Here is a 22,066-nt window from a genome sequence, read left to right as displayed (position 1 = left end):
ATGGAAGTCGTCGGCCTCAGGCGCGGATTCGGAGGCCTGACCGCCGTGGATAACGTGAGCATGACCGTCCCACACGGATCGATCATCTCGGTTATCGGCCCGAACGGCGCCGGGAAAACGACTTTGTTCAATCTCGTGACCGGTATTTACCAGCCGGATGCCGGAACGGTGACGCTTGGGGGTACTCCACTCGTGGGTCTTCGCCCCGACCAGGTTGCCATGGCAGGCCTCGCTCGGACGTTCCAGAACATCCGGCTGTTTGCAGGTATGACCGCGCTCGAGAACGTCGTGACGGCGTATGCGTTGCGAACGAAGACAGGATATTGGGGGGCTCTGTTTCGCACCGCAGCCTACCGCGAGGAAGAGCGCGAGGCCATCACCTATGCGCTCGACTTGCTCCACTTCGTCGGGTTGGCGGATCGGGCCGATACGCTGGCTGGAAGCCTGGCATACGGCGAACAACGCAGACTTGAAATCGCGCGCGCTCTCGCCACGCGGCCGAAGCTCTTGCTGCTAGACGAACCCTCCGCCGGGATGAACCCACTGGAAACCGAGGAAGCGAAGGAACTCATCCTGAGGATCAGAGCGGAACTGGGCATCGCAGTGGTTCTAATCGAACATGACATGCGGCTTGTCATGACCGTGTCCGACCACATCGTGGTGCTCGACCACGGCTGCAAGATCGCCGAGGGCAGCGCCGAGGACATCCGCACAAACCAGAACGTCATCGAAGCCTATCTTGGCCGCGGGGTCGCCGCGCGCACGCAGGACAAGAAGATCGAGAGGATCCAAGCATGACCGCTGGTGAAACGACAACGACGCCATTCTTCGAAGTTCGCGGCTTGAACGTGTGCTACGGCGCAATTCACGCGATCCGAGACATTTCGCTACACGTTCAAAAAGGTGAAATCGTCACACTGATCGGAAGCAACGGCGCGGGCAAGACCACGACGCTTGGAGCAATCTCCCGGCTACTGCCGATCAAGTCGGGGACGATCACATTCGATGGCAGCTCACTCAACGGCGCCGCGCCTCACGAGGTCGTTGAACTTGGACTGGCACACGTGCCGGAACGCAGGCGCATCTTCGGAGACCTGACCGTCTTGGAGAATCTCGAAATGGGCGGCTTCACAGTACGGTCGAAGGCAGAGATCAGCCGCCGCATGGACAAAATGCTCGAACTGTTTCCACGCCTGGCTGAGCGTCGCAAGCAGTTTGGCGGAACCCTCTCGGGCGGCGAGCAGCAGATGCTCGCCGTAGCGCGGGCCCTCATGCAGAACCCCAAGATACTCTTGCTGGACGAGCCCTCGATGGGCCTTTCTCCATTGTTCGTCGAGCGGATCTTCGATCTGATCCAAGACGTCAACAAGACCGGAGTCACAATCCTGCTGGTCGAGCAGAACGCCCATATGTCTCTCGGCATTGCCCATCGCGGCTATGTCCTGAAAAACGGCACCATCGTCGATCACGGGGATGCAGCGCGTCTCCTCGACGACGAGAACATACAAGCCGCCTATCTGGGAGCGGCGTGATTTCTAACCGAAGCCGAGGGGCACCCCTTCGGCTTCGTCGCCCGTGGCAGCAAACGGAAGCCACATGACGGGTCACCTCGTGACCGACCCACCCGAGGATTCGGGCTATGCTGCTTGCGCCAGACGATGCCGTCTCAAACCGCTCATCTATTGGCGGATGCGGACTCGTACACCATCGTCGCGGCGGCCAAATCGGCCAAGGCGGTTCCCACTGCCTTATAGAGCGTGATCTACTCTTTCGAGGTTCTTGCTGTCACATCGCGGCGGCACAATTCGTCAAGGGTCGCACGCACTCCGTCTGCAGAAAAGATGCCTATCCTGGCTTGAGCGCCGCTTCGGGCAATCAGTCACCCGGGCGCGGGTCCGTCGTCGACACGGCCGCCGCCTGGGTCTTCGCCTGCGCAGCCTGACACCAGATGCAGTGAAGGGCTGACCATGACCGTTTCTCCTCTTGTTCGCGTGAAAACGCTCACGAAATCCTACGGCCAAAAGGTCGTCCTGAAGCGCATTGATCTCGACGTCTTCGAAGGCGAGGTCGTTGCACTGATTGGGCCGAGTGGCTCTGGCAAAAGCACGCTGCTGCGCTGCATGAACCACCTGGAGGGACAGGACAGCGGCTGCGTGCTCGTTGCCGGCGAGCCCGTCGGATACTCCCTGAAGAACGGCGAGTTGCACGAAGTCTCAGACAAAGTGCTGTCCTTCCAGCGTCGCGGCATCGGAATGGTGTTCCAGAGCTTCAACCTGTTCCAGCACATGACGGTTCTCGAAAACATCATGGAAGGACCGGTCCGCGTCCTGAAACAACCGCGCGACGACGTCGAACGGGAGGCGCGACGGCTGCTCGACCTCGTCGGCCTCGGCGACTGGGCCGACCACTACCCGATGCAACTCTCCGGCGGTCAGCAGCAACGCATCGCGATTGCCCGCGCGCTGGCGATGAAGCCGCGCGTCATGTTGTTCGACGAGCCGACCAGTGCACTCGACCCCGAACTGGTCGGCGACGTGCTCGAAGTCATGCGCACCCTGGCACGGGAGGGCATGACCATGATTGTCGTCACCCACGAGATCGGTTTTGCCCGTGAAGTGTGTGACCGCGTGATCTTCATGGCGGATGGAGAAATCGTCGAGCAGGGCCCCCCGGGCGAGGTGCTGCTCGAGCCGAGGCATGACCGAACCCGGGAATTTCTACGCAGACTTCTTTAGCAACCCAACAGGGAGGAACACGCATGCCCATCACCAAGAAATTTCTCGCCCCGTTCGTCGCCGCGGCACTTGCCTGCACGGCTTTCGCAACCGCGGCGCGCGCCGAGCAAACGGACCAGGTCGTACTCGGCAAAACGATCACCCGCGACAAGGCGGCCGCAGCGCTCGTTCCCGCCAAGTTCAACGGTACGCTCCGTCTGGTTGTTTCCGCACCCTATGCCCCGTGGATGTATTTCGACGACAAGAACGAGCTGACCGGCATTGAAATCGACGTCGTCAAGACGGTCGCCGCCAAGATGGGCGTGAAAGTCACCTTCGACAACATCAAGTTCGAAGGCACGATCCCCAGCCTGCAGGCCGGCAAGGCCGACATGATCGCCGCCGATATGGGCGATAACGCCAAGCGCGAGCAGATCCTCAACTTCATCAACTACACCACACTCGGCCTTGTCGTCCTCACCCGCGAAAATGACAAGTCGATCAACGGTCTGATGGATCTTTGCGGCAAGTCCGTGAGCCGTATCAACGGCGACGTTTTCGGTCCCTGGGTCGAGGAGAAACTCCAGCCGAAGTGTGAGGCCTTGGGCAAGAAGAAGATCGATGTCCGCACCTTCCCCGATCCGAATGCCGCGCTGCTGGCAGTCAAGAGCGGGTCGGTCGACTCAGAGATCACAGGCCTCGTCTCGGCAACGACCGTGCTGAACAGCAAGGAGAATGCCGGTCAGTTTCGCATTATCCGTCCGGACGACAGCCCGCGCGGCTGGAAGCTCGCCAATGGCGGCTTCGCGGTGCTGAAAGCGGAGACGGAGCTGACGAAAGCGATCGAAACGGCGCTGAAGGCGACGAAGGCCGAAGGCACGCTGCACGCGATCGCCGACCACTACGGCTACCCGGACGTCATCATCGACGACATTGTCGTGAACCAGCCGGAACCGGCCGGCAACCTCGGCGGCATCGACTGAGAACAGACGTCCAGAACGGCGATAGCAGCCGCCACGCCCAAGGGGCGTAGCGGCGCCAGCCAAAAGCCGCCCGAGGGAACCGACTTTGGATCTACTGAGAATATCTTGCGCGCACGACCTTGCCTACGTCCCGCAGTATGTCGGAATTGCAAGCAACTACTTCGCCGAACTCGGCATCGATTTGCGTCTGCGCCACGGCAATGGAACGGTCGAAGACACTGTCGGAGCGATGGAACGCGGCGAAGCCGACCTTGTCCTTGGCAGCTGCGTTTACGGCGTCAGGCTCGCCGAAACCGGCATGACCCCGGTGATCGTGGCACAGAGCAACCAGCAGACACGACATGTGCTGGCCCAACGCACAGCAAGCTCCGCTGATCTTCAATGGGTCGACCTTCGGGGCAAGTCCATCGTCGTCTATCCCGGCGAGGCACCAACGGCATGGGCGGCCTTCTCATACGGACTGACACAGGCGGGACTATCCCTTGCCGATATCAAGCCGATCATCGGATATACGGCCAAGGACGCCATCGACGAATTCATCCGTGGCGTCGGCGATCTCCTCTTCATAGACGGTGAAGCCGCCCTTCGCAGCGATCTTCATCCCGCGCTGCTGGTCTGCCGGCAAACCGGCCGTCTTCCGTGGAGCGTCTACATGGCCGACCGCACAGCGATTGGGCGCAATGAACCGCTCTTCAAGCGTTTTTCCCAAGGTCTCAGAAGTATCCAGAGGTGGCTGCGTGCTGTCGACACGGAATCGATCGCCCAGGCGGTTGCGCCCCACTTCACGCACTACAGCCCGGAGCGCCTTCGGCAAGTCATTGCCTTCTATCGTTCACTCGATCTCTGGGCCGGTACCGGCGACGTTCGGTCCGACCAGCTTTCGCGTTGGTCGGAGGGGCTGCGGCTCGGCGGGCTAATCACAGCGGACAAGCACCTGACGGATTACATCGATGTTCTTTGACCAACCGTTGATGACGCTCGTGCGGCAGGCGACAGCACGGCCGGATATGTTATGGGCTCTCTATGCTGCCCTGCTTGCGGAAACCGAACGCCGCGATGCAACGCTCCAGTCTTCTTGCGGTATCAGACGGTTGTGGCTGGCCGGAGAACTCGATCGGCTCGATGCCCTCTCAGCATCCGGGCAGACTGCAGGGCTTTTTGGCGTCCCCGTCGGCATCAAGGACACGATCGTCGTGTCCGGCCTACCCACGAAGGCGGGCACACCGGTCGATGTCGGGCGGCTCTTGCGCCTGGAGCAGAGCCCTGTCGTGACCCGGCTTCAAGAGGCGGGTGCAATCGTCGTCGCAAAACAGGCAACGCACCAGTTTTGCTCGAGCGCCGGCCCGGCAACCACGCAATCGCCTCGTGGCAAAGAGTTTTTCGCCGGTGGTTCGACGGTTGGTGGCGCCGTGGCGGTCGCCGCCGGCCTCACCCGCCTTGCTGTCGGTAGCGACGCTGCAGGCTCGATCCGCCATCCAGCCGCCCTGGCAGGGATCGCAGGGTTGCGGCCCCGCAAGGGCGTGCTTTCCGACGAGGGCCAGGTGAATGGGGCCCTTTCCGGGCAGAGCACCGGTCTGCTTGCGCGAAGCGCCGCCGACATCGCCACCGTGCTCGCGCAATGCCCTTCCCTGTTCACCGCACCATCTGATCGACCGGTCACCGATCGGGCGCATCTGACAATTGCGATCCCGGAAATCACCTGGATCAATATCGATCCCGCCGCCGCCGCGGCCTTGCGCCTCGCTGCGGCTCGGCTCGCAGCAGCAGGCCACAAGGTGGTCCCGACCACGCTCTGGCTGACGGAAGATGCGCTGGCGGATTTCTTCCTCATCATGAATTTCGAAAACTGGCTCTTTCACCGCCCTCTGATGGAAAGGCATCCCGGGATCTATCATCCGGACGTGTACAAGGTCATGCGCACCGGCGAGATGATAGATCCCGGCACCGCAGCAGTAGCCCGGCTTCGCTTGGCCGATCACCAGCGACGCTTTCTCGAGCAGGCTCATGCCGAGGGGCTGGACATGTTGCTGACGCCGAGTGTGCCCTGGCCCGATATCCGCAAGGATGCCGGCGCCCCGCGGGCGCTGTCGGCCGAAGGTGGGCGCTTTACGGTGCTTTCGAACATCTATGACCTCGACAGCCTGTCGGTGCCGACCGAACAGGGGCCTGAGGGATGGACACGATCCGTCATGCTCCAAGGGCTCACGGTCCCGCTATCCCGATTGCTGGCCAGTGCCGAGATCGCAGAACTCAGTCGATCCGGCCCGCCGGCGTGATTGCCCCCCACCCAAACGCCTGGAACGAAAGGATGCACCGACATGCTCGATATATTGACGCAGTGGCTTGAAGAAGCCGAAGCTCCCGGCGTGTCGCTCGCGATCGACGACGGCAGGCACACGCGTTGCTTCAATGCCGGTGTGGCGGATTTGCGCACGGGCCTCGCGGTCGGCGAAGAAACGGCGTTCCAGCTCGGGTCCGTATCCAAGGTGATCACGGCTTTCGTGCTGCTCGAGACGATGGACAGGCTGAACCTGAGTTTGGACACGCCCGTGATTGCGATCGCCCAAGGCAAGCAACGAGCACGCTTTCCATGACATCACGGTTCGCCACCTCCTCAACCACACGAGTGGCCTGGATTCGCAATGGTGGGTGGATCTCGGACGCGGCGATTGCGCGCGACGGATGGCTGCCCGCGCCATTGCCGCAACGCCGCTCCTGGCGCGCCCCGGCGAGCTCTTCTCCTATTCCGGTCCGGCATTCGTTATCGCCGGCTATTTGACGGATCTGCTGAGCAGGGCCTGCTGGGAAGAACAGGTTCGCACGACCGTTGCGGGCCACCTCGGGAGCCATTCCGTAGCTGCGCGACCGGAAGACGTGCTCCTCGGCCCATCGGCAACCGGCTATGTATCTCCTGGAAGCGGCGGGCAGAACGCCGTGGCAGCGGCGCGGTGGTACGCTCCGCTGGCGCTTTCGCCGGGCGGCGGGCTCGTCGGGACCACGGCGGATCTTGCCCGACTGATGCGAGCCGTTCGAACGCGCCTCCGGATCGACAGCTTGGAGACCGACATGGCAGGCCCGGCGACCGTACCGACGGTCGGCTGGCGCTATGCTGGTTGGGGCCTTGGCATGGCGAAGTACCAAACCAAAGCAGACTATGCCTGCTGGGGACATGACGGAACCACATCCGGCCAAGCCTATGCCGTCCGTTTTGCGCAGGGGCGGCCCGAAACGGTCGTCGTCGCCACCAACGCCGCCTGGAGCGCCTCACATCTGGGAAGGCTCGCAGAAACCATCCTCGACGGATTGCTGGGCAACCGACGCGATGGAAGAGCGGCGGACCGAGCCGATCCACTTTCGGGCTATGGCGCATGGCGCCTTCCCGCTGATGCCGAGGTTACGGGAACCTACCTTCGTCTCAACTCGACTGTTCGGGTGAGATCCGTCGCGCGAGCGGAGCTCGAAGTGGAAGAGATATCCTCTCCCCAGGACGAAGAGAACTGGTTTGGGGGCAGCCGTCCCTACCGCGGTGCTCCCACTGCGGACCGGCTGCGCCACATCGAAGGGCACTCGTACGAATCGAAAACCAAGCAGTTTCACTTCCTGGCACACCCGAATGACCCTGCCCGCATCTACATTCACAACGGCATGCGTGCCAATGTAAAGATCCAACGTCCCTGGACATAAAACGGGAGCGCCGGAGTGGACCCCCAACAGGCGTTGGTGCCGTCGTTGATGGCTCGCAAAGGTCCGACGGGCACTATCAGTTCTCACCAAGCGGCCCGCAGCTGTCTCGAACAGACCGCCCCCACCGGCAGGGTCGACGTTCTACTGTGCGAAAATGACATCCTTGCTCTTGGGGCGATGGATGAGATCCGAGGCCCTCGCCTCTCAAGGACTCCGATCGCTCGGTTCGTTCGCGACAATAGCTATCGAGGATGGTTGGTCGTCGAAGCCGAGCAGGATCCAGCCCTCGCCCCGCCACGCACAGCCGCCGCCCGCGCGATCGATCAGATCAGATCAGATCAGATCAGATCAGATCAGCGAAGTATTTGCCGACTGCTCGCATGCATAGCCTGGGTTCGGGCAAGGGAGCGCCACCAAATCTGTCGCCTTGAAGAGAATCAAACCGCAGACGGGGTGCGATTACTCGTCCCCAAACCCGTAAGGCCAAATCTGAGCTCCATGCAAGATACGAAGAATGCGGATCCGATCCGCCATCAGCATGTACGCTACGATGTATGGGGTGCGTGGAACCACCAACTCGCGCGCGCCCAGGCCTGCCGCTTTCGGGGAAATCTAGCAGGCGCCGAACGGCGCGCGCGATTTCCTCGTCGACGTGAACCGCCGCATTTGGGTTCTCACTTTCGATGTAGGTGAAGATAGCATCGCGATCGTCAAGCGCATACTGCGCCCAGACAAGCCTCATCGGTCGACCGCTCCTGCTTTACGCGCAGCCGCCTTCCGGCGCTCGCGGAAACGAGCTTCAGCGTCGGCATCCTCAGAGTCGGGTCGCGTGTCCTCAAGAGCCTGCAACACCTTGGCGCGAAACCAGGCATCGTGAGCCTCAGTGCTACCGACCAGTTCCAGTGGAAGCGAGCCTTCGTTCGCCGTCCGAGTTAAAAGGATTCGCACGGCATCCGAAACCGTTAGACCCATGTTCTGCAGGACTGCAGTAGCACGGTCCCGAATGTCGGGATCAATTCGCGTTTGAACGAGTGCATTCGAAACCATCGGCAATCTCCTTCACTGAATTCAATGTAATGCGATTGCATGACGGAATCCAGTCAGGATCAGGACGTTCCTGACGATACATTATGCGATCCCAGACGCCCAAATCGGAAACGTCCACAGTACAGTGGGCAACGAGCTGTGGTTCCCGAGCGCTATGCCGTCCATAAGCTTATCGTAGCCTCCAGAAGGCTCACTGACACGCTAGGGCGCGTGAAATCGGACAAAGACCTGGTGCAGGCCTCCTTACTATTCGAAGCCCTAGTAGAGACGCGCCACGAATACGAATTGGGATCGCGGAGAATCTTGGAAGGAAGGCCTTTGCAACGGCCTCTTGAGGCTGCCAGCCAAAGGCGTGAAGGCCCTCAGTAAGGCGCTCGGATCAAAGATGCCTGACTTGGAGAGGTTGAGAGCTGATGATCGTTCCAAATGACTTCCCCAGGCACGCAAGCCGCTCCGTCGCGCCGACAACGGCCGTCGGCGTCGCCCGGATCGCCAGCAACGGCCTCTGATCTCACGTCGACACGAACAGCGTCCCCGGCGTGTGTTTGTCAGCCTACGATGGAGCACCCACCGTGGGCATCAACGCCTGTGGCCGTCGTCGACACTATCTGGCCGCCGAGGCTGCTCAGACCGTCAAGGCTGAGCGCCCAGCCTGGCGGCTGCAATGTGTTCCGCCAGCGAGCGTGCAGCACGTCGGGACGGTGGTAGGTTCACCCGCAAAGACGCCGTTTTCGCTTGATGACAGCAAGGACCAATCAGGTATGGGAAGCAGCGTAGTCTCCGCATTTTTTCCCGACAACTTGATAGGTGTAGCACCTAGTGCTATATGAAGCGATGTCAGAACGGACTTTCAAAACGGCGTGGTTTTCCAAGGCAGCGAAGAAGGCGCGGATCTCCGACAAGGCCCTTTGCAAGGCGATTGAGCAAGTCGCACGCGGACAGGCTGATGATCTCGGTGGCGGCGTGTTCAAGAAGCGGCTCAACGATAACATGCACCGTTCGATCGTTCTGGCAAAAGCCGGTGAGTACTGGGTGTTCGCCTATCTGTTCGCGAAGAAGGACCGCGCAAACATCGATGACGACGAGCTCTTGGCTTTCCGGAAGCTTGCCGAACTCTATCGGCGCAAGACGCAGGCAGAGCTTGATGCCGAAATCGGGACCGGCGCCCTATTGGAGATTTGCAATGGCGACTAAGCGCAAGTTCAAGAGCGATGCCTTTGAGGCGATCCATAGCGCCGTCGAAGACATGTATGCGGCAGGCACCATCGACAAGGAAACCATGAAGACCTTCGACGAGACTTGCCTGTCCGTCCCGCAGGAGCTGACGCCGGGTGAGATCAAGGCGCTGCGCGAGAACAATCATGTCAGCCAACCGGTCTTCGCCCGCTACCTGAACACCAGTGAATCGACAGTGCAAAAGTGGGAAACGGGCGCGAAGCGGCCGAGCGGCCCCGCATTGAAGCTGCTCTCGATCGTGCAAAAGCATGGTCTCGGATTGCTGTCTTAGGAGACAACTCTGCGGAAGGGCCATGCGGTTTCCACGCAGCGCCTACGTTCCTCACCTACCCGGCCGCGCCAGCGATCGGGCAATGTCGATGATGTCGTCTCTCGACGCCGTCGGATCTTCCTTGTCCCAGGCAACCCCAAGCCCGATCTTCAGATCGACGCCGCGCACGGGCCGAAGCTCGAAACCACGGTTCGGAAGATCCTTCGTCCATTCCGGCGCAAAGCCGATGCCAAGGCCGGCCGAGACCAGCGACACCAGCGAAAAGGTATCGTCGCAGCTATAGGCGATGTTGCCGGTCAGCCCATGGGTCTCGAACATCTCGGAGAAATAGCGCTCGGAATAGGAAAGGTTCTGACGTGAAAAGGCGATGATCTTCTCCGAGCGAAGGTCCTCGATGTCGATCTCGCTTCGTAGCGCCAATGGGCTCGTCTTCCCGACCGCAAGCAGATAGCGCTCATGCGCAATCGAGAAGAAGCGCAAGGAACCAATGTTCTCGACCGGACGGATGAAGCCGAGATTGATCTGGCCGTTCTCGATGGACCGTATGATGTCGCTGGTCGAGCCGCTCGTTACATGCAGCGCGACATCCGGAAACTTCCGGCCGATGCGCGCGAGAAACGCCGGCAGCACGCCTATCGTTGCCGGATAGACGGTTCCGATCTTGATCGTGCGCGCCGCCTTGCCGGCAGCAGACCGCGCCACGTCCATCGAGAGCCCGACATCACCAATGATGCGGACCGCCCGATCGTAAAACACCTTCCCCGCCCGCGTCAGCTCGACCCGGCGTGTCGATCGCTCGAGCAGGCGCACACCGAGTTCCTTCTCGAGCGCCTGGATATGCGAGCTCAACGCCGGCTGGGCGATGCACATCCGCGCAGCCGCACGGTTGAAGTGCAGTTCTTCGGCCACTGCCACGAAGTAAGAAAGCTGGCGTAGTTCCATGCGACCCACCGCTAGAAATATCTGAATTTAAGATAACTGAAAATCAGATATAAATGAAGCCCCCATCTCAAGGCAGGTGGGCAAATCGTGGCCAAGACTCTCGGTACGGCAAAGCATAGGACGCTGATCGCGCTTTTGGTTGCAAAGCGTGAGGCGGCAGGACTCACGCAATCCGAACTTGCGGCAAAGTTGGGAGAGTATCAGTCCTTCGTGGCTCGCCTCGAGAGCGGGCAGCGTCGCGTGGATGTCGTCGAGTTCCTTGAGCTCGCCGCCCTCTTAGGCTTCGATCCGCACGAAATGATGGATCAGCTATCCCGCGTCACGGAGTGAGGGAGGTCGCAACCTGGGGTCGCGACCGACTCGTTTCACTCGATCCATTACGCAACTTTCGAAACACAGAACGCTATCCTCGCCTGCACCGGCTCTAGTCTTAAAATCTCTCGCAGCCGCACAGTTATCGGTGCGGTCGCTCAGTCATTGCCGCGTGACTCCAGCTTGTGGCTAAGCCTGTCACCTTACAGGTGATGTTCCACAAGGAAATTCCATGTGGAGCCCGCACGGGAACGACCTCCGAGTGAGTGTCGTTCCCGTGCGGGCTCCATCCATTATGTCGTCTGTCTGCGAGCAGTTAGTGTCGCGAAATGGGCCGCATGCCGCGAGACGTTGGAACTCAAGCAAGCGTCGACCTGAAAGCGCCACCGTCGAGCAGGATATTCTGGCCGACAATGTAGCCTGCGTACTGGCTGCAAAGAAATGCCGCGGTAGCGCCGAACTCCTCAATGGTGCCGAAGCGCCCGGTCGGATTGTCCGCATGCGCCTCCTGCCGCGCCTGGTCGATTGAGATGCCCTTCATTTCTGCCCTTCGCTGGAGAAGCACGGCTACACGATCAGTCTCATGTGACCCCGGCAGGAGGTTGTTGATCGTTACGCCATGTTTCGCAACTTGCCTCGCCGTCCCTGCTACGAAACCGGTCAGTCCGCTGCGCGACGCGTTGGACAGGCCCAACTCCGGGATCGGTGACTTTACTGAGGCGGAGGTGATGTTGACGACGCGCCCCCAGCTCCTATCGATCATGCCGGGCAGAACCGCTTTCATCAGCAGGATCGGGGTCAGCATGTTGGCGTTCAGTGCGTTCAACCATTCATTCGTCTCCCAATCAGACCATAGCCCAGGCGGCGGTCCTCCTGCATTGGTGACGAGGATGTCGGCTTTCGGTTCCGCTTCGAGAAGCTCTTGCCGTCCTTCTACGGTCGTTACGTCGGCGACCACGGCATAGACTTCGGCACTTGTCAGCTCGCGAAGTTCCCTCGCGGTGGCCTCCAGCGTATCCCGGCTACGACCGTTCAGGGTAACGATCACGCCCGCCTCCGCGAGCTTCTGCGCGACGCCTCTGCCCAGCCCTTTCGAGCTCGCGCAGACGATCGCACGCTTGCCCCTTATTCCCAGATCCATCACAGTTCCGTCCTTCTATTGGATCGCATCTTTTGCGATTTGCTCAACCGCATGGACGAGGCCATCGACCTCTGCCGCGGTATTGAAGTAACTGACCGAGGCTCGGGCTATTTCCTGTAGACCCCGCACGGTCATGTCGAAGGGCGTGTAGGGTATGCCGTTTGCCCCGATTGAGATGCCTTTCTCGGCTAGCTTGCTTCTCACAACCGATGCCGCAACTCCCTCCACGGTGAAAGATACAAGGCCCGACTGTTTCGTGCCGAGGTCGCGCACCTCGACTCCCGAAATAAGCTTCAACCCTTCCCGAAGCTGGGTTGCCAGGAGGGCGATGCGGGCTTGGATCGCCTCGACACCTAACTCCAAAGCCAGCGCGATCGCCTCGCCGAGGCCCAAGAGCAGTGATATAGGCGCCTCGGACGTTTCGAATAGACGAGCGTCTTTCCTCAGCTCGACTTTTCCATTCACGAGAGGGCCGGAGCTCACATCGACGAAACCGGGATCGAGCTTCTCAAGGAACTGGGCGCGAACGTAGACGAGAGCCGTTCCGCGCGGCCCTCTAACGTATTTCCTGCCGGCCGCCTTGAGAACATCGCAGCCTATCCGCGACACATCGATAGGGAGCTGACCAAGTGCCTGCCCGGCATCCACGAAGTATGGGATGCCAGCCGCGTTGGCGACCCGCCCGATGGCTTCGGCGTCGTTTATCAGTCCCCCGTTGGCAGGAAGCCAAGTAAGCGAGATCAGGCGCACCTTGTCGTCGATCATTGCGGAAAGAGCGTTCGGATCGACACTGCCATCTTCCATGCAGGGAATGGTCTCGATGCTTGCACCTGCATGGCTTGCCGCACGCTGCATCGATGCGACGTTGCCGCCCCATTCCTGTCGGCCAATGAGAATGCGGTCGCCCGCTTTTAGCGGTGGCAACGCGGCAAAGACGCTTCCCCAAAGGGCAGACCCCGATCCACCGAACGCAACCTCGCCTTCGTCGGCACCGATGAATTTGACAGCGTTGGTACGAAGCATCGCGAGCTCGTCCGTGACCAGTGCGGCGGCTTCCATCGGACCTCGCGTCGATTCCAGCATCAAGTGGTCGATAATTGCTTCAGTCACGCGCCTTGGCGGCAGCGAAGCTCCGGCGTGATTGAAGTGCATCCGTTCGGCGCAGCCGGGTGTGTCGTTGCGCAGGCTGTCGATTTTTGCGTCGCTCAGCACCTGGTCGGCTCCAGTTCCACAACCGCATCGATCTCGACGGCTGCCCCCGCGGGAAGAGAACTGACACCGATGGCAGCCCTCGTGTGCTGCCCAGCTTCGCCGAACACCGCAACCATCAGGTCGGAGGCACCGTTTGCAACCTTCGACTGATCCTTGAATGCGCTCGTTGCCGCGACGAACACGCCGAGCTTCACGATGCGACGGACAGTCGAAAGCGAACCGTCTGTTTTGGCGGCAATCAATCCCAAAACGTTGAGGGCTGCGATACGCGCCGCTTGCACACCCTGTTCGTGGGAGATGTCTGCACCCAGGGTGCCTGCAATGATCTCACCATCCGGTGCCCTGCTGATCTGACCGGAGATGAACAGGAGGTTGCCCGTGCGGACCGCCGAAATGTAGTTCGCAGCCGGAGATGTCGGTGCAGGGAGTTCTAGGCCAAGAGTAGCCAGTTGGTCGCGGATGGATATCGTCATCGCCTTCTCCTTTTCTTTCTTGCTTCATGGAAGAAATCCGAGGAGCCCGCCAATTCAAAGCTTTGCGTCATGTGATCGAATTCGTTAATGTCAGCCGACATTCATCCGCGAGGCATCGGCACGTTGCGTAGTTCCCCATTCCTCCCACCCCTTTCCGCGGCCAGGGTCTTTCAGGTGGTAGCAAACCGAGGGAGCTTCCGATTGGCCGGCGAGGAACTGCTCATTACGCAAAGCGCGGTGAGCCACCACATCAAGCAGCTCGAGAGTGCTCTGGGTACTCCGCTCTTTCGTCGTAAAAGCAAGAGCATAGAGCTGACCGAGGCAGGCACGATGTTTCTTGCCACCGTCGACGAGGCCTTCACTGTGCTGTCGGAGGGCACTGCGAGGGTGCGCTCGCGATCCGGGCAGACCACGTTGCGTGTGAGCTTGCTCCCCTCTTTCGCTGCGAACTGGCTGGTCAACAGACTTGGCGGGTTCCTCAAGAGCCATCCAGCGATCGAACTCGAATTGGATCCGACCCTGCGAATTGTCGATGTCGGGCGCGGAGAAGCGGACGTCGCGATCCGATTTGGCGATTTTGGCGCGAGCAAACAGCCCTGCCTGCACCTCGCAAACGAAGATTTGTCTCCGGTGTTGAGCCCGGCGCTATACGGGGACGGCTCCCGGTTTCAGTCCCCCCTGGATCTTCTCGACCATGAGATACTGCAGGCCAAGAGCGGCCTCGAGTGGCAGCTGTGGTCGCAGGCAGCCGGATTTCCGCTTGAGAAGGCCAAGCAGACCCGCCTGACTGACTACAACATTGTATTGCAAGCTGCTCTTGATGGTCAGGGCGTCGCCATGGGGCGCGGCCTTCTCGTTCGGGAGCATATTCGGGCCGGGCGGCTGGTCAGGCCCTTGTCAGCTTCCTTGAGCTCACAGAAAGCAGCGTACTGGGCAGCCTTCGACCCGCTCTCGAAGAAACTTCCCGCGATAGAAGCGTTTGTCGACTGGTTGAAAACCGAGATGACCCTATCGGTCTAGAGAGCGTGCGGCCCCGTTTTTGAGCGAGGCAATCGCCGTCCCAACGGCAAGATCCGCCGACGGATACCGCTCCACGCCTCGCTATGTATTTCTGCACAATGCCGAAAATGAGCATGCAGCCCAGCTTCAACCTCAAGACAGAGGAAGAGCGCTTCATGGCGAATTGGAGTTGTTCCCCGGTAGAGCAGCATAGCCGGCCCTACCCCAGTGAGGCACCTTCCAGTCGATACATTATGCGATTATTTCGGCTCATAAAGAGAACAACTTGGGAACACGCCTTGCGCTCCCCTCGTAAGTGATCGGCACGGGAGCCACATGGGATCAAGACTTGTGACCACCATGCCGATCTCAGATGATGTCGACTAGGCTCACGCGAAGCTCGTTTATCACGGTGGCAAGGCCTGGTGCTCCAATCAATGGCACCACGCGTACCGCCGACAATTTTGAAATGGCGCGGCCGAAGATCGCGAGATTTGTATGTCCATTCAGGCGGGATGGATAAATTATGCCGTCCGGCACGGATTGGTGCTCATGAAGGCAAATGACCACACCCGCGCAAGGCTTTGGCGGGAAGATTTCGCGACATCCGTCGGAACTCCCATTTCTGATCGCGTGGTCATCGCGGAGATCAACAACACGGAGATCCGCGATTGTCTCGATCTCCGCATAGCGCCGGGCGTAGATCTCCTTCTCCTCAATCGGGAGATCGCCCACGAGACCATCGCGCCTATCACGCAGGACCGCTTCCAGGAAGCAGACCTTGAGCGTGTCGCCAAGGTAGACGACCCCAAACCGCCTTGCCGGGTCACGCCGGCGGGGATCACTGAACCGGCTCGGCGTCTTTCCATATCCTAGCGGGTCGGGAAAGGCACTCGCATAGATTCGTCCAAATCGACGACCGGCAGGAATGGTCTCTATGTCGAGCACGGAATTTTCGAACCCCGCGGGCGGCTTGATTCCGGTCATTCAGCGAAAATCACCGCGGGCGACACTCTCGGCCGCTGCAACCACTTCACCGTCCTGACCACGTTTCAGCGCATCCAGAGCCTTCCGGCCGTCCAGACCACCATGTGGCGTCACAAGGAAGCGGTAAACCGCCCATGCACCGCCGAGGATCTGGTGCAGTTTCGGAAGGACGGCATAGGGCCGACCGTCCCGATCGAGCTGCCACGACGGAAAACGGAAACCCCGCTTGGCTCCGTCGAGACCGAGAACCTGCCCGTTCTGCCGCTTTGTGTTGACCGTGACACGCGAAACGCCGAGCAAGTCTGCGAACGTTTCCGCGCTCATCATATCATCCTCCGCGAGAATCTCCGCCACACGACGCTGGCCGCGCTCCCGTGCTGCAGTCAACGCTGCCTGGAGCTCGTCATCCGGCTCTGGCGCCTCTTCAACCGGAAACGCAACCTGACGAGGCTGCGGTTCTTCTTCCACGACTGAAATCGTCTGCGCTCCGGCCAGCGGATCCACGACGACGCGGAAACTGACCTGATGGCCGGCCTTTCGGCTCAGCTTAATCGCCTTAGCGTATTGCCTGATCAACGCCTTCTCAAAATCTGCCTTCCGGGGCAGCTTCATCGAGAGCGCAATGTCGGAAGAAGCATTTCGGGGCTCGTTAGCAACAGTTTTCGTAGTGGGCATGGTCTTCAGCCTCCTGCACTACAATCTAGTTAAGAAGGAGAAATTCGTCAAGTTTGTTAAGTTCGTAAATATACGGCGGTATTCGGACAGTGCAGGTTCGAGTCCTGCTGGGCCCACCGTACCGACCCGTTCCAAAGCCCTCCGTGCTGCTCCTTTTCAGAACTGCCATTTCCCTAATGCTGTATGAACAGGTTCCGGAATGCCGGTTCGAGAAAGCCCGGATATTTCTCGCCGATCAAACAATCGACTGGCGGTGTCACGGCGGCTGGCTGGGGAGTCCAGCCAGGCGTTAGCCCGCTCACTTCGAGCAGCAGCTTCTGGCGGATTGCGCTCACAAAGTCGTCCGCCTTGCGCACGGGGATCATGAACGAGCCGGGGCCGCCGATGACACATTCCGCATAGTATCGGTCCAGCGGAACGGTTGGATTGGTGGGCCTGATGAGTAGCACCAATCCATTGATTACAATCCCGCGCGCCAGAGCTTCATCACGGGCGACTGCGATTGGCAGTCCCGTGTTGTTGTACCCGTCACCGGAAAGGTCAAGGATGCGGCGCGCTCCGAAATGGGCGTTGGTTTCGATCCATTTCGTGCCGAAGAGGATTGCGCTCGAGATCGAGGTGCCGTGTCGCGTGCCGATCGGGCGGGCTTCAAGTTTGGCGGCGAAGGCTTCGGCATCCTTGGCGTCTTCGATTACCTGCCAGGCGACGACCGACGATTCATTCACCTTCCCGTCCCATTCAAAATAGCCGACGGCAATACGTCCAAGATAACCGCTTTTGACGGCGTTGATGAAGTCCGGGTGTCGGAGCGCTTCCAGATAGCCGAAGCGCTGTACACGCGCCTCCCCTATGTCCATGGAGCCCGACGTGTCGACCGCTAGAACGAGTTCCAAATCGACGTCCGGAGGCGCTGCGGCGGGCCGCTGAGGATATGCGACGAGAACAAGGATCAGCACCAGCTCGCGAAACATCGCACCGCCCCCATGGTGGTCCTTGTCGCAGGATACCACAAGGCAACCGATCTGAATTAGTTTATGCTTAATTACAGCTCCACCTCGAACCTTCGCGCACCCATCGGCGCGCGGTTGACTACGCGCAAGCAGTGTGGCCGCTCGCGGACCGAGGCTCCGCTGAAAAGAAACGATTGTTGGTGTGCAATGTCGCCGTGAGCTGTCAACGAATTTCGGCGCCACATCGGTCGGCACACTCTCGATAAGGCGCTTCCTGCGCCCCGTCTCCTATCAGAACATTCCGGAGGATCTGCTAGCCTCGGACCTGCAGTGATCAGAACCAGCCTAATCCCTCGCCTTGCTCCGTTCTTGGCCACAGGCCGAGGCGACTTCCATTCTCGAGCGTTGGCGCGCCAGCAGCGGTCACTCCCCCAAGGCAAAGGCGACCGCGGCTTCGGTATGGATAGCCGTCGAGTCAAACCCGGGCAAAGGCAACTTGCCGGTATCGAGGATCAGGCAGATCTCGGTGCAGCCGAAGATCACGGAATCAGCCCCCTCGGCTTTGCCCTTCTCAATCAATGCGATCAGAGCATTGCGCGAAGAATCAAAAATCTTGCCCGCACAAAGTTCATCGAAGATGATATTGTGGGTCAGGGTTCGCCCGTCTGCATCGGGGACCATGACGTCAATCCCGTGTTTTGCCATGCATTCCGGGTAGAAACCGTTCTCCATTGTGTAACGCGTGGCCAACAGCAGCGGTTTGCGGCATCCGGCCACCTGCAGCCGGTCTGCCGTTGCATCGACGATGTGTAGGAATGGCACGCCCAACGCCGTCTCAATCGGCTCAGCGACGAGATGCATGGTCACTGCGCACATCAAGACACCTTCAGCGCCCGCGCTCTCAAGGCGGCGCGCGATGTCGGCAAGATAATTGCCCGCATCGTCCCAGCGACCAGCCTTTTGCATGTCCACGATTTTCTGGAAATCCACGGAATAAAGCAGCAGTTCCGCCGAATGCATGTCGCCCAGTTTGCGGTGCACTGTCTCGTTGATCTGACGGTAGTAAACAGCCGTGCCTTCAAAGCTCATGCCGCCAATGAGGCCAATCTTGCGCATGTCCTTGTTCCTCCGATCGATTAAAAGCAGATCGCGATTTTTGAGATTCAAGATTCTCGAATCATGGGATGTGTGATTCCCTTCGCGTTGAAGGGAGATCACGAATGGGCAAATCGCATCCGATCGCGTTGCGTAGTCGTGTTATTGCGTTTGTTGAAGAGGGCCACGGCCATCGGGAGGCAGCGCGCCATTTCCGGGTTTCTCCGCGTTTTGTGAACAACCTGGTGATCTTGAAGCGAGAGACCGGCTCGCTTGAACCGCGACGACAAGGCCATGTCGGTGGCGGCAAACTGAATGCGCACGGCGACTGGATGCGCGGACGGCTGGCCGAGAACGGCGAATTGACGCTGGACGAGCTGTGCGTTGAACTGGCCGGGCGGGGCGTCATCGTGCACCGCTCCAACGTTGGCCGTTTTCTCCATCGGCTCGGGCTGAGCCATAAAAAAAAGCCTGCGGGCAAGCGAACATCAACGCCCGGAGATCGAACAGGCGCGTGACCTGTGGATGCGCCGGCGCCGGCGATTCTTCAACAAGGCCCTGGCGCGGCTGATCTTTATCGATGAAACGTCGACCAATACGAAACTGACCAAGCGCTCGGGATGGTCGCCGAGAGGTCGGCGTTACCGCAGCCATGCCCCCTTCGGTTCATGGAAATCCCAAACCTTCATCGCCGGGTTGAGATCGCATGGCATGGTCGCGCCGTGGATCGTCAACGCACCGATGAATAGCCGCATCTTCGAGACATGGATCGAAACCCAGCTCGCTCCGACGCTGTCGCCAGGCGACGTCGTCATTCTCGACAATGTCGGATTTCACAAGAGCGAACTGGCCGAAGCATTGGTCAAGGCGCGAGGCGCTTGGCTCCTGTTTCTATCGCCCTATTCACCCGACCTGAATCCAATCGAAATGGCCTTCTCCAAGCTGAAGACACTTCTGCGAAAGCGCGCCGCCCGCAGTTTCGACGCCATTGCTCAGGCCCTCGGCGATATCTGTAACCTCTACTCCGTCACAGAATGCCGTAACTACTTCAAGGCTGCCGGATATGAGGCCGATTAAACGCAATATGCTTTAGGTGGTCTTGCTTGCGAAAAAATCGCGCAGCAAGCGCCCCGGAAATGCCGCCTCCTGAACGGACGTCAGAAGTGCTTCGGCGTCACGCCCTTCCCGATGCAATGCGTCGATGCGCGAGCGGATAACGCCCGCCATGATCTCGGGCGTAAATTCCGGATGGAATTGGGTCGATATGGCGTTGGGCCCGTAGCGCAGGATCTGGTGGGCGTCATGCTCCGACTGTGCCAACACCTTGGCGCCAAGCGGCGGGATCGCCACAGTCTGCATATGCGTTAACTGCGCAGTGAACCTGGCTGGAGCGTCGGCCAGCAACGGATCCTCAGAGGCATCGGGCAGAAGCGCGATGGTTTGGCTGCCGATCTCTCGTCCGCCCGGATGGAAATCGACCTGACCGCCAAGCGCATGCGCCATGAGCTGATGGCCATAACAGACCCCGAACAGCGGCGCGTTAAGTGCCATGGCCTGGCGAATCCAGTCGGACAGCGCTTCGCTCCAGGGTTCGCGATCCGTCACCATCGACCAGGACCCGGTGATGATCGCCGCCGTTCCGGCATCTGGCCCCGGCAGGGCCTCTCCCTCGAAGACACGGATCGTGCGGATCGTATCAACCGGGCGCCCGAGCGCGGAGGCGAACCATTCCGGCAAGTCGCCATGCGTTGTGCGGAGGGCATCGGGTGGGGTGCCGGTCTGGAGAAGAAGGAGGGCTGTCAGGCTCATCGGCTAGCGTCCAGTCTTCGGAGATTGATTGACGCGTCTTTACCGTTAGCGCATCATCCTGAAAAATGAAAAATTAAGAATAAAGGTTCTCACATTGAGAAACATTGACCTCGACTCACTCCAGATCTTCCGATCGGTCGTTGAGACTGGAAGCATCACCGGCGCGGCGGCGCAGTTGAGGCGGGTGCAGTCGAACGTCACCACGCGAATCCAGAACCTCGAAGAGAGGCTCGGCGTCAAACTGTTCCAGCGTCAGCGCAACCGGCTGGTGCTTTCGTCCGACGGGCAAATCTTGCTGACCTATGCAGAGAGGCTCCTGCGGCTTTCCGCCGAGGCGGAGGCCGCGCTGAAGACCAGGGGGCCAAGTGGAACACTCCGCATCGGCACGCTGGAAAGCACTGCCGCCGCTCGCCTGCCGCCGCTCTTGTCAGCATTCCACGCACGATATCCGGATGTGCAGATCGAACTGGTCACGGGCGATTCATCCACCCTGCTGCGTCGTGTCCGGCACTTTGATGTCGAGGCCGCGCTCGTTTCCGAACCCTTCGATACCGAAGGGTTGGCAACCCAAGTTGCCTTCGCTGAAGAACTGGCTCTGATCGCCCCATTGTCGATGCCACCGATCAGGGATGCATGCGACGTGCGCGGACGCACAATCATAGCATTTGCAGCCGGCTGTTCTTACCGCCGTATTCTGGAAGACTGGCTGGCGATGTCGAAGATTGTGCCGGAAAGGGTGCTGGAGTTCGCATCCTACCATGCCATCGTTGCCTGTGTTGCAGCGGGATCCGGCATAGCGATCATGCCGCGATCGGTGTTGCGGGCAGTTCACGCCGAAGGACAGGTTCAGATTTCGCCGCTGCCGCCGGAGGTCGCGGATGTGCGTACACATCTGATCTGGTGCCCGGGTCATCACTCGAGCGCACTAGATGCGCTTCGGAGCGAACTAGGGGCGTCGTATCAGTAGAGACGAGAGGGTAGCACCGCACTGGGCAACGTCAAACGTTCATTTCCAAGTCTGAACTTCCCGAACGTCGGCTGGATCCCAGCGAATGCGTTGAGGTCAGTGACGCTATGAGACAACACCATCTAAACGCCCAAATCGGAAACAAACACCGCACAATGCTCATCCTGTTCTACCGGTAAGGGGCTCTCATTATGAGCGGTCGCCATTCGTGATGCGCCTATTCAAAAGCCACGTCGCATTCCTTTAGCAATCCATCAGAAGGACCGTTCGGTCGGCGAAGGTTCGCTTCGCATTTTTCGTAAGCGGTGTGCCGCTCAAACGTCGACGGCATAACTCTGGTACTCGCATCAGACGCCACCGCGTGAAGCGCTACTATGCGCCGTGTCGTTAGGGAGCATTCGAACTTCACATCAATTGCACAGCTGAACCACGACCTTCTAAACACAAACCGCCGTCAATCCGAGTTCAAGGTGCAGTCAAGCCGGAGGTTTACTTGACGGAGCCGCGAATTTGGAGTTGACTTCATGAACGAGAAGGTTCCTGGAAAAGTATGGCGGTGGCAGTATGCG

25 protein-coding genes and 4 pseudogenes are annotated in these 22,066 nt (G+C 59.8%); 17 read left to right on the top strand and 12 right to left on the bottom strand.

All coding sequences use genetic code 11. From position 1 onward, the window contains the following. Together PWG15_RS34530 and PWG15_RS34525 are read left to right on the top strand one after the other, a co-directional pair. The gene (locus PWG15_RS34530; protein WP_275027350.1) at positions 1–798 is read left to right on the top strand and encodes an ABC transporter ATP-binding protein; all 798 of its coding nucleotides are present in this window, start codon (positions 1–3) and stop codon (positions 796–798) included. Further along, complete coding sequence (locus PWG15_RS34525; RefSeq protein WP_275027347.1) at positions 795–1,532, top strand: ABC transporter ATP-binding protein; 738 nt, start codon at positions 795–797, stop codon at positions 1,530–1,532. Before PWG15_RS34530 ends, PWG15_RS34525 begins: the two co-directional genes overlap by 4 nt. 143 nt (positions 1,533–1,675) lie before the next feature. Here PWG15_RS34525 and PWG15_RS34520 read toward each other — a convergent pair. Beyond that, positions 1,676–1,852: pseudogene (locus PWG15_RS34520) on the bottom strand (ornithine cyclodeaminase family protein); the annotation flags it as partial. 115 nt (positions 1,853–1,967) lie between these two features. On the opposite strand from PWG15_RS34520, the gene PWG15_RS34515 reads away from it, so the two are divergent. From PWG15_RS34515 to PWG15_RS36620, 7 genes and pseudogenes are all read left to right on the top strand, one after another. After that, on the top strand, positions 1,968–2,735 hold the full coding sequence (locus tag PWG15_RS34515) for an amino acid ABC transporter ATP-binding protein (RefSeq protein ID WP_275027346.1): 768 nt from the start codon (positions 1,968–1,970) through the stop codon (positions 2,733–2,735). A gap of 23 nt (positions 2,736–2,758) precedes the next feature. Then, positions 2,759–3,697: a transporter substrate-binding domain-containing protein gene (locus tag PWG15_RS34510; protein WP_275027345.1), complete on the top strand. Its 939-nt coding sequence runs from the start codon at positions 2,759–2,761 to the stop codon at positions 3,695–3,697. A gap of 85 nt (positions 3,698–3,782) precedes the next feature. Next, positions 3,783–4,658, top strand: a complete 876-nt coding sequence (locus PWG15_RS34505) for an ABC transporter substrate-binding protein (protein WP_275027342.1) — start codon at positions 3,783–3,785, stop codon at positions 4,656–4,658. Further along, complete coding sequence (locus tag PWG15_RS34500; protein ID WP_275027341.1) at positions 4,648–5,973, top strand: amidase family protein; 1,326 nt, start codon at positions 4,648–4,650, stop codon at positions 5,971–5,973. The genes PWG15_RS34505 and PWG15_RS34500 overlap by 11 nt, the downstream gene beginning before the upstream one ends. Before the next feature lie 42 nt (positions 5,974–6,015). Next, positions 6,016–6,291: a serine hydrolase gene (locus PWG15_RS34495; RefSeq protein WP_275027340.1), complete on the top strand. Its 276-nt coding sequence runs from the start codon at positions 6,016–6,018 to the stop codon at positions 6,289–6,291. Further along, positions 6,251–7,381 (top strand): serine hydrolase domain-containing protein, encoded by a 1,131-nt coding sequence (locus PWG15_RS34490; protein WP_275027339.1) that lies wholly within the window; start codon positions 6,251–6,253, stop codon positions 7,379–7,381. The genes PWG15_RS34495 and PWG15_RS34490 overlap by 41 nt, the downstream gene beginning before the upstream one ends. Before the next feature lie 120 nt (positions 7,382–7,501). Further along, positions 7,502–7,699, top strand: a pseudogene (locus PWG15_RS36620) (hypothetical protein); the annotation flags it as partial. Positions 7,700–7,840: 141 nt separating this feature from the next. Here PWG15_RS36620 and PWG15_RS34480 read toward each other — a convergent pair. Both PWG15_RS34480 and PWG15_RS34475 read right to left on the bottom strand, forming a co-directional pair. Beyond that, positions 7,841–8,123, bottom strand: a pseudogene (locus PWG15_RS34480) (type II toxin-antitoxin system RelE/ParE family toxin). Next, the gene (locus tag PWG15_RS34475) at positions 8,120–8,428 is read right to left on the bottom strand and encodes a type II toxin-antitoxin system RelB/DinJ family antitoxin (protein WP_275027338.1); all 309 of its coding nucleotides are present in this window, start codon (positions 8,426–8,428) and stop codon (positions 8,120–8,122) included. The pseudogene PWG15_RS34480 and the gene PWG15_RS34475 overlap by 4 nt, the downstream one beginning before the upstream one ends. Before the next feature lie 144 nt (positions 8,429–8,572). On the opposite strand from PWG15_RS34475, the pseudogene PWG15_RS34470 reads away from it, so the two are divergent. From PWG15_RS34470 to PWG15_RS34460, 3 genes and pseudogenes are all read left to right on the top strand, one after another. Beyond that, a pseudogene (locus PWG15_RS34470) lies at positions 8,573–8,858 on the top strand (GSU2403 family nucleotidyltransferase fold protein); the annotation flags it as partial. 404 nt (positions 8,859–9,262) lie between these two features. Then, entirely contained in the window at positions 9,263–9,622 is a 360-nt protein-coding gene (locus PWG15_RS34465; protein WP_015241874.1) for a type II toxin-antitoxin system RelE/ParE family toxin, read from the top strand. Then, the gene (locus PWG15_RS34460) at positions 9,612–9,935 is read left to right on the top strand and encodes a type II toxin-antitoxin system RelB family anti-toxin transcriptional regulator (RefSeq protein WP_275027336.1); all 324 of its coding nucleotides are present in this window, start codon (positions 9,612–9,614) and stop codon (positions 9,933–9,935) included. The genes PWG15_RS34465 and PWG15_RS34460 overlap by 11 nt, the downstream gene beginning before the upstream one ends. A gap of 51 nt (positions 9,936–9,986) precedes the next feature. Here the strand turns inward: PWG15_RS34460 and PWG15_RS34455 are convergent, their stop codons facing one another. Further along, positions 9,987–10,877 (bottom strand): LysR family transcriptional regulator, encoded by an 891-nt coding sequence (locus tag PWG15_RS34455; RefSeq protein ID WP_275027335.1) that lies wholly within the window; start codon positions 10,875–10,877, stop codon positions 9,987–9,989. 87 nt (positions 10,878–10,964) lie between these two features. Between PWG15_RS34455 and PWG15_RS34450 the strand changes: the two genes are divergently transcribed. Then, a complete protein-coding gene (locus PWG15_RS34450; RefSeq protein ID WP_275027334.1) occupies positions 10,965–11,207 on the top strand; it encodes a type II toxin-antitoxin system RelB family anti-toxin in 243 nt (80 codons plus the stop codon). Between the two features lie 340 nt (positions 11,208–11,547). Here the strand turns inward: PWG15_RS34450 and PWG15_RS34445 are convergent, their stop codons facing one another. From PWG15_RS34445 to PWG15_RS34435, 3 genes are read right to left on the bottom strand one after another with little or no spacing between them, the layout of a single operon-like run. Beyond that, positions 11,548–12,330: an SDR family oxidoreductase gene (locus PWG15_RS34445; RefSeq protein WP_275027332.1), complete on the bottom strand. Its 783-nt coding sequence runs from the start codon at positions 12,328–12,330 to the stop codon at positions 11,548–11,550. 15 nt (positions 12,331–12,345) lie between these two features. Then, positions 12,346–13,539, bottom strand: a complete 1,194-nt coding sequence (locus PWG15_RS34440; RefSeq protein WP_275027988.1) for an aminotransferase class V-fold PLP-dependent enzyme — start codon at positions 13,537–13,539, stop codon at positions 12,346–12,348. Next, on the bottom strand, positions 13,536–14,015 hold the full coding sequence (locus tag PWG15_RS34435) for a RidA family protein (protein ID WP_275027330.1): 480 nt from the start codon (positions 14,013–14,015) through the stop codon (positions 13,536–13,538). Before PWG15_RS34435 ends, PWG15_RS34440 begins: the two co-directional genes overlap by 4 nt. Before the next feature lie 87 nt (positions 14,016–14,102). Between PWG15_RS34435 and PWG15_RS34430 the strand changes: the two genes are divergently transcribed. Further along, positions 14,103–15,035 (top strand): LysR substrate-binding domain-containing protein, encoded by a 933-nt coding sequence (locus PWG15_RS34430; protein WP_275027329.1) that lies wholly within the window; start codon positions 14,103–14,105, stop codon positions 15,033–15,035. A 348-nt stretch (positions 15,036–15,383) separates the two neighbouring features. On the opposite strand, the gene PWG15_RS34425 is transcribed toward PWG15_RS34430, so the two are convergent. From PWG15_RS34425 to PWG15_RS34410, 4 genes are all read right to left on the bottom strand, one after another. Continuing rightward, a complete protein-coding gene (locus tag PWG15_RS34425) occupies positions 15,384–16,001 on the bottom strand; it encodes an RES family NAD+ phosphorylase (RefSeq protein ID WP_275027327.1) in 618 nt (205 codons plus the stop codon). Then, positions 16,002–16,676 carry an XRE family transcriptional regulator gene (locus tag PWG15_RS34420; protein WP_275027326.1) on the bottom strand — a complete coding sequence of 225 codons (675 nt, stop codon included), beginning with the start codon at positions 16,674–16,676 and terminating at the stop codon, positions 16,002–16,004. Positions 16,677–16,849: 173 nt separating this feature from the next. Continuing rightward, positions 16,850–17,647: a DUF1194 domain-containing protein gene (locus tag PWG15_RS34415; RefSeq protein WP_275027325.1), complete on the bottom strand. Its 798-nt coding sequence runs from the start codon at positions 17,645–17,647 to the stop codon at positions 16,850–16,852. Positions 17,648–18,049: 402 nt separating this feature from the next. Continuing rightward, positions 18,050–18,742, bottom strand: a complete 693-nt coding sequence (locus PWG15_RS34410; RefSeq protein ID WP_275027324.1) for an aspartate/glutamate racemase family protein — start codon at positions 18,740–18,742, stop codon at positions 18,050–18,052. A gap of 104 nt (positions 18,743–18,846) precedes the next feature. On the opposite strand from PWG15_RS34410, the gene PWG15_RS34405 reads away from it, so the two are divergent. Together PWG15_RS34405 and PWG15_RS34400 are read left to right on the top strand one after the other, a co-directional pair. Continuing rightward, a complete protein-coding gene (locus tag PWG15_RS34405; RefSeq protein WP_275027322.1) occupies positions 18,847–19,239 on the top strand; it encodes a helix-turn-helix domain-containing protein in 393 nt (130 codons plus the stop codon). A gap of 7 nt (positions 19,240–19,246) precedes the next feature. Further along, the gene (locus PWG15_RS34400; RefSeq protein ID WP_275027321.1) at positions 19,247–19,798 is read left to right on the top strand and encodes an IS630 family transposase; all 552 of its coding nucleotides are present in this window, start codon (positions 19,247–19,249) and stop codon (positions 19,796–19,798) included. Between the two features lie 12 nt (positions 19,799–19,810). Here the strand turns inward: PWG15_RS34400 and PWG15_RS34395 are convergent, their stop codons facing one another. Then, entirely contained in the window at positions 19,811–20,530 is a 720-nt protein-coding gene (locus PWG15_RS34395; protein ID WP_275027320.1) for a glutamine amidotransferase, read from the bottom strand. Between the two features lie 94 nt (positions 20,531–20,624). Here PWG15_RS34395 and PWG15_RS34390 point away from each other — a divergent pair, with 94 nt between their 5' ends. Then, positions 20,625–21,497, top strand: coding sequence for a LysR family transcriptional regulator (locus PWG15_RS34390; RefSeq protein ID WP_275027319.1), 873 nt, complete (start codon positions 20,625–20,627; stop codon positions 21,495–21,497). The last annotated feature ends 569 nt before the right edge of the window (positions 21,498–22,066 follow it).

This window comes from Ensifer adhaerens, assembly GCF_028993555.1.
In the GTDB taxonomy this organism is placed as follows: Bacteria; Pseudomonadota; Alphaproteobacteria; order Rhizobiales; family Rhizobiaceae; genus Ensifer; species Ensifer adhaerens_I.
Note: the sequence above shows the minus strand (reverse complement) of the source record. Positions and strands in the feature narration are given on the sequence as shown.